At 51.3% G+C, this 14,779-nt stretch carries 16 protein-coding genes; 6 read left to right on the forward strand and 10 right to left on the reverse strand.

The window, feature by feature from the left end:
• Positions 1-320 precede the first annotated feature (320 nt).
• Complete coding sequence (locus LK536_RS56635) at positions 321-2,042, forward strand: Na/Pi cotransporter family protein (RefSeq protein ID WP_227797250.1); 1,722 nt, start codon at positions 321-323, stop codon at positions 2,040-2,042.
• Between the two features lie 12 nt (positions 2,043-2,054).
• A complete protein-coding gene (locus tag LK536_RS56640) occupies positions 2,055-2,222 on the forward strand; it encodes a hypothetical protein (RefSeq protein ID WP_155858410.1) in 168 nt (55 codons plus the stop codon).
• Positions 2,223-2,303: 81 nt separating this feature from the next.
• Here the strand turns inward: LK536_RS56640 and LK536_RS56645 are convergent, their stop codons facing one another.
• Complete coding sequence (locus LK536_RS56645; RefSeq protein ID WP_227797249.1) at positions 2,304-2,744, reverse strand: GNAT family N-acetyltransferase; 441 nt, start codon at positions 2,742-2,744, stop codon at positions 2,304-2,306.
• Positions 2,745-2,780: 36 nt separating this feature from the next.
• Entirely contained in the window at positions 2,781-3,566 is a 786-nt protein-coding gene (locus LK536_RS56650; protein ID WP_227797248.1) for a MarR family winged helix-turn-helix transcriptional regulator, read from the reverse strand.
• A 351-nt stretch (positions 3,567-3,917) separates the two neighbouring features.
• On the opposite strand from LK536_RS56650, the gene LK536_RS56655 reads away from it, so the two are divergent.
• From LK536_RS56655 to LK536_RS56665, 3 genes are all read left to right on the forward strand, one after another.
• Positions 3,918-4,340: a DUF2000 domain-containing protein gene (locus LK536_RS56655; RefSeq protein WP_008721184.1), complete on the forward strand. Its 423-nt coding sequence runs from the start codon at positions 3,918-3,920 to the stop codon at positions 4,338-4,340.
• A gap of 127 nt (positions 4,341-4,467) precedes the next feature.
• Positions 4,468-4,974 carry a GNAT family N-acetyltransferase gene (locus LK536_RS56660; RefSeq protein ID WP_227797247.1) on the forward strand — a complete coding sequence of 169 codons (507 nt, stop codon included), beginning with the start codon at positions 4,468-4,470 and terminating at the stop codon, positions 4,972-4,974.
• Positions 4,975-5,050: 76 nt separating this feature from the next.
• On the forward strand, positions 5,051-5,920 hold the full coding sequence (locus LK536_RS56665; protein ID WP_227797246.1) for a polysaccharide deacetylase family protein: 870 nt from the start codon (positions 5,051-5,053) through the stop codon (positions 5,918-5,920).
• A 36-nt stretch (positions 5,921-5,956) separates the two neighbouring features.
• On the opposite strand, the gene LK536_RS56670 is transcribed toward LK536_RS56665, so the two are convergent.
• On the reverse strand, positions 5,957-6,307 hold the full coding sequence (locus LK536_RS56670) for an arsenate reductase family protein (RefSeq protein WP_474913643.1): 351 nt from the start codon (positions 6,305-6,307) through the stop codon (positions 5,957-5,959).
• A 43-nt stretch (positions 6,308-6,350) separates the two neighbouring features.
• Positions 6,351-7,271: a hypothetical protein gene (locus tag LK536_RS56675; protein ID WP_227797244.1), complete on the reverse strand. Its 921-nt coding sequence runs from the start codon at positions 7,269-7,271 to the stop codon at positions 6,351-6,353.
• A gap of 105 nt (positions 7,272-7,376) precedes the next feature.
• Between LK536_RS56675 and LK536_RS56680 the strand changes: the two genes are divergently transcribed.
• Positions 7,377-8,012 (forward strand): SGNH/GDSL hydrolase family protein, encoded by a 636-nt coding sequence (locus LK536_RS56680; RefSeq protein ID WP_008721179.1) that lies wholly within the window; start codon positions 7,377-7,379, stop codon positions 8,010-8,012.
• 160 nt (positions 8,013-8,172) lie between these two features.
• Here LK536_RS56680 and LK536_RS56685 read toward each other — a convergent pair whose 3' ends face one another.
• The 6 genes from LK536_RS56685 to LK536_RS56710 all read right to left on the reverse strand — a co-directional run bounded on the left by LK536_RS56685 (position 8,173) and on the right by LK536_RS56710 (position 14,779).
• Positions 8,173-9,114 carry a ketopantoate reductase family protein gene (locus LK536_RS56685; protein ID WP_227797243.1) on the reverse strand — a complete coding sequence of 314 codons (942 nt, stop codon included), beginning with the start codon at positions 9,112-9,114 and terminating at the stop codon, positions 8,173-8,175.
• Positions 9,115-9,177: 63 nt separating this feature from the next.
• Positions 9,178-9,717 carry a nitroreductase family protein gene (locus tag LK536_RS56690; RefSeq protein WP_008721177.1) on the reverse strand — a complete coding sequence of 180 codons (540 nt, stop codon included), beginning with the start codon at positions 9,715-9,717 and terminating at the stop codon, positions 9,178-9,180.
• Between the two features lie 51 nt (positions 9,718-9,768).
• Positions 9,769-10,476 carry a YkgJ family cysteine cluster protein gene (locus tag LK536_RS56695; RefSeq protein WP_227797242.1) on the reverse strand — a complete coding sequence of 236 codons (708 nt, stop codon included), beginning with the start codon at positions 10,474-10,476 and terminating at the stop codon, positions 9,769-9,771.
• A gap of 177 nt (positions 10,477-10,653) precedes the next feature.
• The gene (locus LK536_RS56700) at positions 10,654-11,496 is read right to left on the reverse strand and encodes a MerR family transcriptional regulator (RefSeq protein ID WP_227797241.1); all 843 of its coding nucleotides are present in this window, start codon (positions 11,494-11,496) and stop codon (positions 10,654-10,656) included.
• 511 nt (positions 11,497-12,007) lie between these two features.
• The gene (locus tag LK536_RS56705; RefSeq protein WP_008721174.1) at positions 12,008-12,277 is read right to left on the reverse strand and encodes a Fur family transcriptional regulator; all 270 of its coding nucleotides are present in this window, start codon (positions 12,275-12,277) and stop codon (positions 12,008-12,010) included.
• Positions 12,278-12,580: 303 nt separating this feature from the next.
• Positions 12,581-14,779 carry a DNA topoisomerase III gene (locus LK536_RS56710; protein WP_227797240.1) on the reverse strand — a complete coding sequence of 733 codons (2,199 nt, stop codon included), beginning with the start codon at positions 14,777-14,779 and terminating at the stop codon, positions 12,581-12,583.

The following is a 14,779-nucleotide window of genomic DNA, read 5'->3' on the forward strand; positions in this document are numbered from 1 at the left end:
CCTACCATTTTCACCCCATATCTTATATAAATCCTACCATTCTGAAAACCACTCCGTATTAAAGTGTCGTTAATATTGCGTCCATACGATTGACATCCGCCATGCTGTCCCCATATAATGCCATCAGGGCCAGTACATGATCCACATAAGACAGAAAGGAAATGACATACCTATGGACAACGGATGCGATGCTGATCACATTCCAGTTGAGTTACATTTTAATAAATCTATGTGATTAAAAAGACATGACCTGCACTCGTTTACACGGATGCAGGCTATGTCTTTTTGAAATAATCCATGAATTCAGAGGAGGAATCATTTTGAGTATTGAATCGTTTTTCAGCCTTCTGGGAGGGCTGGCACTGTTCCTTTATGGAATGCAGATGATGAGCACCAACCTGGAAGCAGCTGCGGGCAGCCGCATGAAACAGATTCTGGAAAGGCTGACTGCCAACCGTTTCCTTGGGGTGCTGGTGGGCGCCGGAATCACTGCAATCATCCAGTCCTCATCCGCAACAACCGTCATGGTAGTGGGGTTTGTGAATTCCCAGATCATGACATTGAAACAGGCGGTATGGATCATCATGGGCGCCAATATCGGCACGACCATCACAGGACAGCTGATTGCCCTGGATATCGGGGCCATTGCTCCCCTGATTGCATTTGTGGGCGTTGCCCTGATTCTGTTTGTTAAAAAGAAAAAGGTACAGTTTGCAGGCGGCATCGTGGCCGGGCTTGGCATCCTTTTCCTGGGTATGGGCATGATGAGCGCTGCCATGATACCTCTGCGCAATTCAGAAGGATTTGTCCGGCTCATGACCAGATTCTCCAATCCCCTCCTGGGAATCCTGGCCGGTGCCGGCTTTACAGCCATCATCCAGTCCTCATCCGCGTCCGTCGGAATCCTGCAGGCCCTGGCTGTCAGCGGGCTTATTGGAATCGACAGCGCTGTATTTGTTCTGTTTGGTCAGAATATCGGCACCTGTATCACGGCCGTGCTGGCCTCCATCGGTGCAAACAGGGATGCAAAACGCACCACCCTCATCCACCTGATGTTTAACATCATAGGCACCACTGTATTTACCATTGTCTGTATCATGATTCCTTTTACCAGCTGGGTAGCTGCTTTCACGCCGGCTAATCCGGCTGCGCAGATTGCCAACGTACATACGCTGTTCAATATTGTGACCACCCTGCTCCTGCTTCCATTCGGTACGCAGCTGGCGCGGATTTCCGAAAAGCTTCTTCCTGACAGGCCCCAGCGGGCAGCGGATGAGGAGCACTGGTTTGAAGAGCTTCTGGCCTCCGAACATGTGCTTGGCGTATCCGTGATTGCCCGAAAGCAGCTGATGGAGGAAATCAGCCAGATGCTTTCCCTGGCAGCTGAAAATGTTGATAAGGGATTCCTTGCATTCAGCGAAAAAAGCACAGATGAACTGGAGTGGATTTTAAAGCGTGAAGAAGAGATTGACCTTGCCAATGCCCGGCTTTCCAGACGGATATCCAAGGTCCTTACCGTGGAACACAACCCGGCCGAGGTGGACGCGCTGCGCCGCATATTCACCATCAGCGGCAATGTGGAGCGCATCGGCGACCATGCCAAGAACATTGCGGGCTATGCCCAGACCATGATGGAGCGGGGACTGGAGCTGTCCGCACAGGCCCAGGAGGAGCTGGCTGATATGAGGGATTCCAGCATGCGCGCCATAAACCTTGTCTGCAGCGCAAAGAACCTTGCTGCCAGCAGCCTTGGCGCCCAGGCACTGTCAGCGGATAAAACCGCATTCCTCAATCAGTCCCAGGAATGTGTCTCCCTTCTGGAACAGGCCACGCTTCTGGAACAGGAAATCGACGAAAAGACCCTCTTATACCGATCCAACCAGATTGAGCGTATGGGGAATGGAAAATGCCATGTGGAGACTTCCATCCTGTATTCTGAAATCCTTACGGATTACGAGCGCATCGGCGACCATGTATTCAATATTGCCCGCGCACTTGCCAAGCTTGGGGACACAAAAGCCTATATCAATCCGACTGCTTAAAAGGAACTGACCGTGAACAGACACATAATAGCCGCCATCCTGCTCATTGCGATTCTGTCCGGCGCACTGCTTCTGGCCTTTGACCTGGGCCATACCATGCTTCCGAGCACACGCCGGAAGCAGTGGTGGAGGTACTGCTGTTCGCCATTGCCAGGAAAATGCGGCTGCTTTGGAAGATAAGATATAAAACAAAATACAGGACCTTATGACTATTTTACCCGTAGCCCTTAAATCAAGCTGTAACAGAGCCTTGGGACAGGCTTAATCCTCACCCAGGCACTTCTCCATCATAATATGCGGCACATCATCCGGCATGATATCCCCCACAGTATGATAACCGAGCTTTTCATAAAATCCCGTAACCGATACCCTTGCCTTCAGCACGCACTTCCTGATTCCCCGGGATACCATCTCCTCCTCCGCATACCTTAAGAGCAGTGTTCCCACGCCCTTGCCTCTGGCAGCATCCTCCACCACAAGATGCTTAACAAGTCCATTTCCCCCGTCCTCATACCAACAGGACGCCCCTATCACCTTATCATCCTCCAATGCAGCTGTATGGGAGGATAATGCTTCATATGACAAATCATCATGATAAAGGTTCTGTCCCCTGGGCTTTCTCAGGATTTCATTCCTCAGATTAAATGCAGCCCAATATGCAGCTGTGCCTATCTCCAGTTTCTTTATGGTTATCTCCCCCATGTGGTTCCCCTTTCCCTTGACTCTTAGGCTGTCATCTCACTGCGGGTCCTGGCCCGTCATCCCCCAGCTCTCCAGCAGCCTTCCAAGAAGCCCTTTTAAAGTCTCCTGCTCCTCTTCGCTTAAAACCCCATATAAATCTTCCGTCTTGCCTTCATCAAAATCCGTCTCCGCCCTCTTTTTACCCTCTTCCGTGATTCTTAGCAATACCCTTCTCTTATCCGCATCATCCCGTTCCCTGGCAACCAATCCCCTGGCCTCCAGTTTGGAAATGATCTCGCTGACCGATCCGGCCTGAATCCCAAGTGTTTCCTGTAATTCCTTTTGTGTGACTTCCTCCTGTCCTGAAAGCATTTTCAAGATTCTTCCCTGACCACGGCCATGATAAGGGCGATGATAAAGATAGTGGCCGCATTTTCCTAAAAGCGCAGAAAGTCCGTCTTCCCCCTCCATACCCTCCAAACGCCTGCCGAACCTCCCATGTCCCTTGCGCCTTTCCCCATGTATTTCATGTTCCCCTTGCTCCTCACGCATTCCATGTCTCCCTTGTTCCCCACGCATTCCATGTCTGCCTTGCTCCCCGCACACTCCATGTCTCCCTTGCTCCTCACTCATTCCATGTCTGCCTTGTTCCCCACTCATTCCATGTTTCCCTTGCTCCTCACTCATTCCATGTTCTCCATGTCTCCCGCTCCTGCCATGTCCATGCGGCATAGGGCGCCTGTGCCCTGCAAACGCTCCCTGGCCCTCCTGCATTCCGTCTTCCTGGTGCATCTTCTCCTGGCCTCCTTCTACGTCGGCTTCCCCATTTCCCAGATGTTCCATGTACTGTCTTCCCCTTTTGCACTGAAGGTCCGTTATAGGGCAGTGTCTTGGGCACTGCGTGCAATTAGTTACATTATAATCCATTGATTTCTCCATTTGCAATCCCTCTTTCTCTATTCCTGATTTAAATTAATTAGGTACCTTGTGTTTTTACATTATCATCATACACGGTTATATCATTTTTGTCAAGGTACCTAATTATTTATTTTCTTACAATCCATCCAAGGTCCACCCAGTGTCATATCTTCCAAGAAATTTCCTGATCATAATGCTAAAATAAGCATTGAATCATTGAAAAACCAAGGAATAAGCGGAATATACCAGAATGTATCTGAAAAGGAGTCAAGAAATATGGATATGCAAAACCAGAAATGTGTCATGGTCATGGATGAAGATTTACCCTTAGGCGTCATTGCCAATACAGCCGGAATCATGGGAATAACCCTTGGTAAGCACATGCCGGAAACAGTCGGACCGGACGTCGTGGATAAAAGCGGGAGGGAGCATCTTGGAATCATAGAATTTCCGGTTCCAATCCTGAAGGCGGATAAGGAAAAAATCCGATTCATCCGCGAGCAGCTCTACCAGCCCGGTTATTCTGATTTAATGGTTGTGGATTTTTCCGATGTGGCCCAGGGCTGCAGGACCTACGATGAATTCATTGACAAGGCTGCAAAGGCCGAGGAAAAGGAATTCCAGTATCTTGGCATCGGGATCTGCGGTTCCAAAAAGCTGGTCAACAAACTGACCGGGAACCTTCCCCTGCTGAGATAGGCAATACATTTATCCAGATGATTAAGAATCTCCTCCCGCCGCAATGACATTTTGCCAAAATCATGGTACTATAATTTCAGGCAGTCTCTGAACATAGACAAACCATCACGCCAGGCAGGAGGTAACTATGGAAATCTTACGTGCAGAACCATCTGATGCAAATGAAATCCACCATATCATGTCCGTGACCAGTTCCCTATTGGATGACAAGGGCTGGTACTGTATTGATACAGTGGACTACATCCTGGAACACATAATGGACCAGGATAAGGGCATTGTGTTTAAAGCCGTCCAACATGGCCGGATCGGGGCATTTTTCATCATCCACTATCCCGGTGGGGCAGATGACAACCTGGGGCATTATGTGAATCTGGGGCCGGAGGATTTACGGAAGGTTGCTTATATGGATTCCCTGGCCGTCCTGCCGGATTTCCGCGGCAAGGGCCTTCAGTATACGCTGATGAAATACGGGGAGGATTACCTTACCCCGACCTCCTTCTGCCATCTTATGGGCACGGTCCATCCGGACAACCTATACAGCCTCAATAATTTTCTCAGGCTGGGGTTTGGGATTGTAGAAACCACGCGGAAATACGGTTCCCTCCCCCGTCACATCATGTATAAGAAAATATAATTCCGTTTTTGTGGAATGGTACATCCCATTCCCCTATATATTTAAGTAAACACGTCTGAAACGGAATGAAATCAGAATGAAAAACAGGTTCAGAAGACTTTCTGCCAAACTTCCTATTAAAACACTTCTAAAAACCACCCTGCTGTTTGCCCTGGCCTTCTGCGCCGGGCGGCTGACAGCCCAGGTTGTGGAATACAACCAGGGACTACAGGCAGCAGACTATGCCAGCGCCCCCGAGGCTGTCACAACATCCGCGGACGGCAACTGGGGCTTAAGCTTTCCCAATGAGGGACAGATGCCCATCGGCAACGCCACTGCGGATTACCTGAAACAGTTCAACGCCTACTATGCCCAGAATACACAGGATAAGGTGATTTATCTGACCTTTGATGCAGGATATGAAAACGGGAACACAGGCGCCATCCTGGACGCCCTGAAAAAGCATAATGCATACGCCACATTTTTCCTGGTAGGCAACTACATTGAAACCAGTCCCGACCTGGTAAAGCGTATGGTGGCCGAAGGACACACAGTTGGCAACCATACCTTCCATCATCCGGACATGTCCAAGATTTCCACCAAAGAATCCTTTGAAAAGGAATTGAATGACCTGGAAAGCCTGTACCAGCAGACCACCGACCAGCCCATGAAGAAATACTACCGCCCCCCGCAGGGTAAATACAGCGAGAGCAACCTGAAAATGGCCAATGACATGGGCTACCGGACCTTTTTCTGGAGCCTCGCCTATGTGGACTGGTATGAAGACAAACAGCCAACTAAGGAAGAAGCCTTTAAAAAGCTTCTGGGCCGCATCCACCCCGGCGCCATCGTCCTCCTTCACAGTACCTCTAAAACCAATGGACAGATCCTGGATGAACTCCTGACAAAGTGGGAAGAGATGGGATACCATTTCGGTTCCCTGGATGACCTTGTGGCTACTGAATAAGGCTGTACTTGTACCCACAGAGTAAGGACCTGCCGGCTACAGCATCTTCGCCTTCCACTCTGCCTCCTTAAAACCAGTAAGCACGAATCCGTCCGCGATTACCAGCGGACGCTTTACCAGCATGCCGTCCGTGGCAAGAAGGGCCAGCTGCTCCTCCTCACTCATCTGGGGCAGCTTGTCCTTCAGTGACATTTCCTTGTAAATGTTTCCACTGGTGTTGAAGAATTTCTTCAGGGGCAGTCCGCTCTTTTTATACCATTCCCTCAGTTCTTCCTGGCTGGGATGCTCTTCCTTAATAGGCCTTTCCTCATACTTGATTCCATTGGCATCCAGCCACTTTAATGCCTTCTGGCAGGTGCTGCACTTTTTGTAACATAATACGGTCATATTCATCTGAATTACCATCCTTTCTTTCATGTGTGTTCCTGAATCATTTTCCTATCAATGTAATCTCCGGCTCACCCACATAGGTATCCCCAGCGTCAGGATGATTGGTTACTGCATCCTGGGATACAATGGTTTTTACATTGTATAAAAGGTCCGGGCTGCTGCCTGGCAGTCCCTTTATCCGGGCAGCCCCCCATGTTTTTATTCCGGCTGACTGGGGAAGGATGCGGACCTGGTCCGGTATGGATATCCCAGGTGTGCCTGGCCGGGGGCTGGCCAGCAGGACCGCGCCTGCATTTCCACGGATTGTAAAACTGCCCAGGGACGGCTCCGCAAGAAGCCTTCCGGCGCAGATGCCGGTTCCTGTTTCAGATTTAGCCTCTATGATCCCGGTTCCGCCGGCCAGCTCCAGTTCGACGCCTGTAATGCCGAAATCATAACCAATCATTTCCAATTCTCCGTCTTCTATCCTGCACGCAGGGAGAGGGGATTCCATACTGCTTCCGGCAATGGCTGCGCCCCCGGCATCAATCTTCAGGCTTCCGGATCCGCGGATGACAAGGGTCCCTGATTCTATCTGTATGCCATTGCCATCAGAGCTTATCCAGTTGCCGCTGTCTTTCTTCAATTCCATGATCAGGTCCCCGGATATGGAAATGGCTGGCTGCCCGGACCCGTCCCCAATCATGGCGTTATCAAGGGTAAGGGTGTAGATATCCCTGGAATTCCTCAGTCTCCAGCCCTCTCCTTCCACCATTTTCCCACGCTGGGGCAGTTCTACACTGCCTTCCCCTTCTATGGAAAGTGCGGTCAGGGGAACCTGCTCCCTGGATCTGGTCAGTCCGAATCTGGACGCCAGGAACAGGCCTGCACTGGATACGGCGGTACAGAGTATGACCACCAGGCCAATGAACAGCAATGCCCGGATTGTCCTTCCCACAAACTCCCTGGATAAATTTTTCATATACAGCGCCTCCTGTTACAGTTTTGTATATTTTATCATAAATCCCTGTATTTTACTATCACTTATGATATGATAGAAAACAGCAAAAAGAAGGAGGCATTGTTTATGATTAATATTCTCTGCTTTGGTGATTCCAATACCTTCGGTACCAATCCAAAGGGAGGGCGCCATGCATGGAACACCCGCTGGCCAGGACGCCTGCAGGTACTTTTAGGTCCTGAATATTATGTGATTGAAGAAGGGATGGGCGGACGCACCACGGTCTGGGATGACCCGCTGGAGCCGGGACGCTGCGGGATCCAGGCGCTTCCCATTGCCCTCCAGAGCCACAAACCGCTGGATTTGGTGATTCTCGCCCTTGGAACCAACGACTGCAAGGTCCATCTGAATGCAACGCCTAAAATCATTGCAAAAGGCATGGAAAACCTGTGTAACCTGGTACAGCATTTTGATTACGGCCCGGGCTATAAGGTCCCCCAGATCCTGGTTGTGTCCCCCATCCATATCGGAGAGGACATGGACCACTGTCCCTTTGCAAGCTTTGATGAAACTTCTCCTGTCAAGTCAAGGAACCTGGCCCCGCTCTATGGACAGGTTGCCAAATCCCTTGGCTGTATGTATATAGACGCCGCTTCCCTGGCCCAGGCCAGCTCCCTGGACCAGCTCCATATGGATGCCAAAAACCATGGGGCTTTGGCGGAAGGCATCATGACGGTTGTCAAATCATTTTTTGAACCATAAGATGGCTCAGGACAGGAAGGAATTTATAAATATCTCCCAACGCGTTAAGGGACAGAACATTTACAGCCACCTTCATCCATGGCTGTAAATCATTCTGTCCCTTGTGTATTTCCTTGTGTATTTCCCCGTATCTATCTTTATATCCATGCGTCAGGAATCTTCATCCAATCCCCTTATATCCCGCCTCCATCTCTTTTATCTTCCGGTACAGCTCCCTGTTCACCGGCACGTCAAGCCCATGACGCTCTGCCATCCGTATGACCGTGCCCGCGAAGAATTCCACTTCGGACTGCCTTTTGGCAATGCCGTCCTGGCGCATGGAGGGCATCCCATCCGGATTCAGGGTGTCAATCAAATCCACATAGCCCTGCAGGTCCTCCTCGGTCACCCGTATGTGTTCCTTCCCCGCCAATGCAACCACCTCTGCCATGGCGTCCCGCATCATCTGACGTTCCCTGCCGGGATGCTGAACCGTGCCATAGGTTCCTTCCGCCACCATGACGGTCTGGTTCACGCCCACATTAAGCATCCATTTGCACCACAGACGCCGGATGATATCCGGTTCCCGTGTATATGGAAATCCGGTCTGGTCAAACAGATCCGTGACTGCTGAAAGCATCGGCTCCTTGTATGCCTGGTCCTCCGGTATCCCGATGCATACCTGGCCCATGTGGGAATAGGTCAGCTCATTTCCCAGCTTCACCGCATCCATGCCCTGGGATACGCAGTAGAGCACATGCTCCATGCCCAGCGCCTCCCCAATCACAGCCTCGCTGGTAATGCCGTTGAGCACGGACAGTATGACCGTGTCCCTTCCGACCTGGTTCCTGGCCACGCTGATGGCATCCTCCAAAGCAGTTGCCTTAACAGCAAAAATCAACAGCCCGGCAGGTCCCTGGGAATCGGGCACGGCCCCGTCCTGAATCCGGAAATCCAGCTTCCTTCCATTACAATATACCGGGGTATTCCTGTACCGCCGGGTCCTGTCACTGTCAGCCAGGAAGGTAACCTGTTCCCTTCCCAGCGCATTGGCGAAGAAATCCCCGTATAAAATCCCCATTGCTCCCATCCCTACAATGGATACCCTTTTAATCCTGTCCATATGCCGCCCTCCGTCTCCATAATCCAGTTACTTTACCTTGAAAATGCCCTCTGATAAACATCTTTAGTAAAAACGGGCAATCTCCTCCACGCCCTTCCTGGCCGGCATGGCAGGGTCGGTGTCCCTGTATCCAACGGCAATGACCGACACCACTTCCTGGTTCCCGTCAATCCCCAGAAGCTTCCTTAACCCATCCGCGTCGCGGATTCCCATTATCAGGGTATCCAGGCCCAGTTCCCTGGCCTTAAGGATCAGGTTGGCATCGTGAAGTCCCAGGTCATAGGCGCCCCAGCCATTGCCCAGTTCATTTACCGGACAGCCCTGGTTGTCATGTCCTGAATGGTTTTTCACAAATGCCGTGACAATGAGTACCGGCGCATCCTTACAGTTCTTCTGGTTGAATTCCGGAAGGCAGGATGCCTTTACCTTTTCCAGCATTTCCCCTGACATGACCACGTAGTATCTGGATGTCTGGGAATTTTTCCAGGATGGCGCCTGAATCGCCGCCTCCAGCATTTCCCGGATTAGGGCCGGGTCCACCCCTGCACCGGCTTTATACCTGCGTATGCTTCTTCTCCCGCTTAAGATTTCATTCAGTCCCATAACATGTTCCTCCTGTTCATTTTGCCATTTTCCAGTATTCTGTCCGCTTTCTTATCCGTTTTCGCTGCCGTATTGGCCGCCTGTGCGGATTCCCTGGCCGGCTGCAAATGCGGCTGCTTCCTCCAGCCGTCTGTAGAACTGCGGATAAAAATCCTCATCCTCCCCGTAGGGGGTTACATAGAACCGGTTCAGCACATACATGTTCACGGCCTTCATGGTCTCCTGGCTGCCGCTGTCCTTCATGGCTTCCCCCAGGTCTTTCAGGAAATAATGCCAGTCCGCCACAAACCGCTCATACGCCTTAAAATCCGGGGTGTCTATCCATTTGCGCACCTTTACCTTGGTCCGGTTCTCCCTGAGGCATTCGTGAACCTGGAGAAAATACCGGAAGGAGCGGTCCTCGTAAACCCTTCCAAGGGGAAACAGACGGCAGAAGCCGGGACGGATGGGGTGGATGGAGCACCGCCCCTGGTCATTCAGGAAACTGCACCTTTCATCACCGCCGGACATCTTAAGGTTGGGAAGAATCATATAATCCACCACATTCAGTTCAAGATGGCCTGACAGCAGCTGTTCAAACTGCATATGCAGCCCCTTTGTCAAGCGCATGATATCATAGGGGTCCAGAAGGATGGAACTTCCCATGCCCCGGCAGCACGCAGAACATCCGCTGCAGTCGCCGCAATCCGCCTTTACCAGGTCATTGCTTCCATACAGTTTTCCGTCAGATATCTCTTCCAGGCTGACCTTGCGTTCCATAACAGAATCCTCTCACTTCGTTTATTTACCACTCAAGTATGTGTTTAGTATACCATTCTTTTCCATCTGAACGCAACCGTGGGTTTGGGGGAAATGCGGGCCAGGGGTAGCGGGCAATGGGTATCGGACAACGGGACTGCGTTTTACCGGTTCTTCATATCTACCACTTCTTCATGATTACCGGTTCTTCATGATCATAAGCACCACTGCCGATCCGAACACCACAACCACCCATATGACCGTCACCCACACGGGAAGGGTGATTTCCAACATACGGTTAACCGGAATGATGAGCAGCGACAACAGGCATACCTGGTTAAACCTCCACACCCTCTCGTAGGCTTTCCCTTTTTCCTTCTCCACATTTTTAAGGGTGCTTCCGCTGTCTGTCAGGATCCGGTTCATATCCGGCACGCCCCACCTGGCCCTTCCGGCCGTGATGCTCCAGAGTATCACGGCCGGGAACGGGGAAATGCATAGGACGATTTTCCATATCCGCAGCAACCGGTCAGGCATCCCTATTGCAAGCACCTGGTTCACCGGAAACACTATCATTGAAAGGATACACAGGAAACAGAACAAAAATGCCATGTCCCTAAGCCTGCACAGACGGTCAATCCTGTCTTTCTTCATAAATTCCCCTCCCATCATCTTCAGTTCGCTCATGCGCAGTTCCAAAAAGCCCGGATTCAGTGTCTCGAACCTCCAGTCCATTTCCCTGACCTCCTGGCATAATTCCCTGATCTGGTACAGGGCCGCTTCCTCTTTTTCTATCTCCACGACCCGCTTTTCCAGCAGGCTGGCCATGGTGCATTGGCCGTTCATGAACAGGCGGATATCAGCCACGGATATCCCCATCATGCGCAGGACCCGTACTTTCTTTAAACGTTCCACATCCTCCGCACTATACTCCCTGTAATTGTTCGCACTCCGCACAGGGGATAACAGGCCTTCTTTTTCATAAAAACGGATATTGGCCTTTGTGATACCCACCTGTAATTCCACTTCTTTTATTGTCATGTGATTCCTCCTTGTCCCGGGACACCTATAGTGTAAAGGGTGAAGAGGGGTGAATGTCAAGAAAAATTTGTATATGAATGGTAATTTTATGGTAAGACGGGAAATAATCCATCCGGTCATGGGAAATCCGGCATCGGAAGTGATGATATGGGATGGGATGGGGGATGGGGGTAGGGTGGGGGATGGGGCTAGGTTGGGGGTAGGGGCTAGGTTGGGGGTAGGGGCTAGGTTGGGGGTAGGGGCTAGGTTGGGGGTAGGGTGGGGTAGGGTGGGAGTGGCTTGGGATGGACTGACGATATATGGGACAAGGTTGGGCTGACGATATATGGCGGAAGGTATGATGAACCACATGGGGCGCTCTACTCCCGCTAAGAAGGGACAGGCATCTGATAATAAACAAAAGCCAGAATCCCCCTCATCCTCTCAAACCCGGATATGGGAATACTGGCTCTTACGGCTTACGTTATTACGGATATAGTGAAAATAGTTGATATGGAATGGAGCCATTCCTTCAGGCGCTCATGCATCCACCCTGCCGCTCCTTGGCCGGGAGGCAGTAGCGGTAGCTTCTGGTCAGGACGCCGATGTCTTCCAGGGTACCCACCATGCGGTACACGGTTGCCAGACCGATGGACGGGTCGCGCTTGATTGCTTCATAATATATTTCCTTGCAGCTGCTCCAGGAACCGTCCAGGATGATTTCCAGAAGTACCTCCCGCTGTCTGGTTACACGCCTGCCGCTTCTCTGAAGCTTATGGATGACCTGTTCTTTCTGCCACATAGTATGATTTCCTCCTTTACCCTTCTTTCATGTATCGGGACAATGAAATAGTTTTGACTAACCATTCTCCACACGCCCCGCTAATCAGAATGATGGAAACTGCTTTCCCGGATTCTGCCATGGTTAATGGCATCATGTTTTCCCCTTCACGCAGTAAGTTCTCAGTAAGTTCTCAATAAATCCTCAATAGCTCTTCAGTAAGTTTACGCTAACTATGTATTTCAAAATATGCAGCCAGGATATTAGTCATTCCTAACTGCATATATAGATTAGCATTTCCCAACTGAATTGTCAAGGAGTTTTTCAGTCTTTAGGGTCCAGCCTGAGTCCTGCCAGCGCTTGTGCAAAGGCGTTATTCACAGGCTCTTCCGCTTCTTTTTTCTGTTGGTTCAGGTATTTCGCCACATCCTTTTTAGATACCCCGGCGCCCTCCTTTTTCCTGCGTGCCTGGAATGCGGTCAGTTTTTCCTTGTATCCGCATTTACACACAAATATCTGGGCATCTCCCTTGCCTCTTAACTCCAGCTTCTTGTGGCACACAGGACAGCGTGCATTGGAGGTGCGTGAAATGGTTTCCCTGTGCCCGCATTCCCTGTCCTGGCACACCAGCATTTCACTGTTCTTTCCTTTCACGGCCAGCATGCGCTTCCCGCAGACGGGGCACTTGGTATTGGTCAGGTTGTCATGGCGGAAATTTCCCTGCCCGGCCTTAATCTGTCCAATCAGTTCCTGGGAATAGGTCCGTATATCCTTCATGAATACGCCCCGCTTCAGGCTTCCCTTGGCTATCTTTGACAGCTTTGTCTCCCAGTCCGCTGTCAGCTCCGGCTTCTTTAAGTCCCCGGGAACCAGCTCCAGAAGCTGCTTGGCCTTGGATGTAAGATATATGTCCTTTCCCCTCTTTTCCAGAAGGAAGCTTGAAAACAGCTTTTCGATGATATCCGCCCTGGTTGCAACCGTTCCCAGCCCGCCTGTCTCCCCAAGGGTCTTTGCCAGTTCCTTGTCCCTGGATTCCATGTAGGCCACTGGATTCTCCATGGCGGACAGCAGGGTGGCTTCATTAAAGGGCGCAGGCGGCTTTGTCCTGCCTTCTGTCATGGAAATGCCCAGATTCCCAATCACATCCCCCTTTTTCAGATCCGGCAGCTGCTGTTCCTTTACTTCCTTTTCATCCTCCTCGTCCTCATCCTGAATGTTTTCATAGGCAGCCTTCCAGCCCTGGTCCTTCACGATTTTCCCGCGGGCCACAAAGCTTTCGCCTCCAATCTTCACAATCAGGCTGGTCTGCTCATATTCAAAGGGCGGGTACATCACAGCCAGGAACCTGCGCACCACCAGGTCGTAAATCCGCCGCTCATCAATGGTCATATGGTCCAGCTGCACAAACTGTTCTGTGGGGATGATGGCATGATGGTCCGATACCTTGGAATTGTCCACGAAAAACGGTTTGGCCGGAAGGGCCTGCATGGTAAGGCGCCCTGCCAGCGTGCGGTAGGGACCCACCGCGCATGCCTTAAGCCTTTCCTTCAGGGTCGGCAGGATGTCGCTGCTCAGATATCTGGAATCCGTCCTGGGATAGGTCAGCACCTTATGGTTCTCATACAGGCGCTGCATGATGTTAAGCGTCTCCTTGGCAGAATAGTTAAACCGCTTGTTGGCATCCCGCTGCAGCTCAGTCAGGTCATAAAGGAGAGGGGCAGATGTTTTCTTCGGCGTCCTTCTCACCTCGTCCACCACACCCTTTTCCCCCTTCAGGCGCGTAAGCAGGTTCTGGGCCATTTCCCTGTCAAAGGTGCTGTAGCCTCCGGACGCACGGTTCTGCCAGGTGAATACCAGCCCGTCCTTCCTGGCCTGAAGCCCGTAGTATGGTTTTGGGACAAAGCTTTTGATGTCCGCCTCCCGCTTTGCAATCATTGCCAGGGTAGGGGTCTGGACGCGGCCGCAGGAAAGCTGGGCATTGTATTTGCAGGTCAGCGCCCTGGTGGCGTTGATTCCCACCAGCCAGTCCGCCTCCGCCCGGCACATGGCGGCGTCATACAGGCTGTCATATTCCCTGCCATCCTTTAAATGGGCAAAGCCTTCGCGGATTGCCTTGTCCGTGACCGATGATATCCATAAACGCTTTATTGGCTTGTTGCTTCCCGCCTTCTTAAGTATCAGCCTGGCAACCAGTTCGCCCTCACGCCCCGCATCCGTGGCAATGATGATTTCCCCCACATCCTGTCTGTGGATCTGGGCCTTCACCGCGTGATACTGCTTGGCTGTCTGCCCAATGACCTCCAGCTTGAACACGTCCGGTACCATGGGAAGGTCTTCCATCTTCCATTCCTTATACTTCTTATCATAATCCTCAGGATCGGCCAGCGTCACCAGATGACCCAGCCCCCAGGTGACAATATACCGGTCCCCCTCAATGGCTCCGTTTATGTTCTTACCGCACTTAAGCACACGGGCAATGTCCCTGGCCACCGACGGCTTTTCAGCTATTACAAGTGATTTCAT

The sequence above is a fragment of the Clostridium pacaense genome (assembly GCF_020709765.2).
Taxonomy (GTDB): domain Bacteria; phylum Bacillota; class Clostridia; order Lachnospirales; family Lachnospiraceae; genus Enterocloster; species Enterocloster hominis.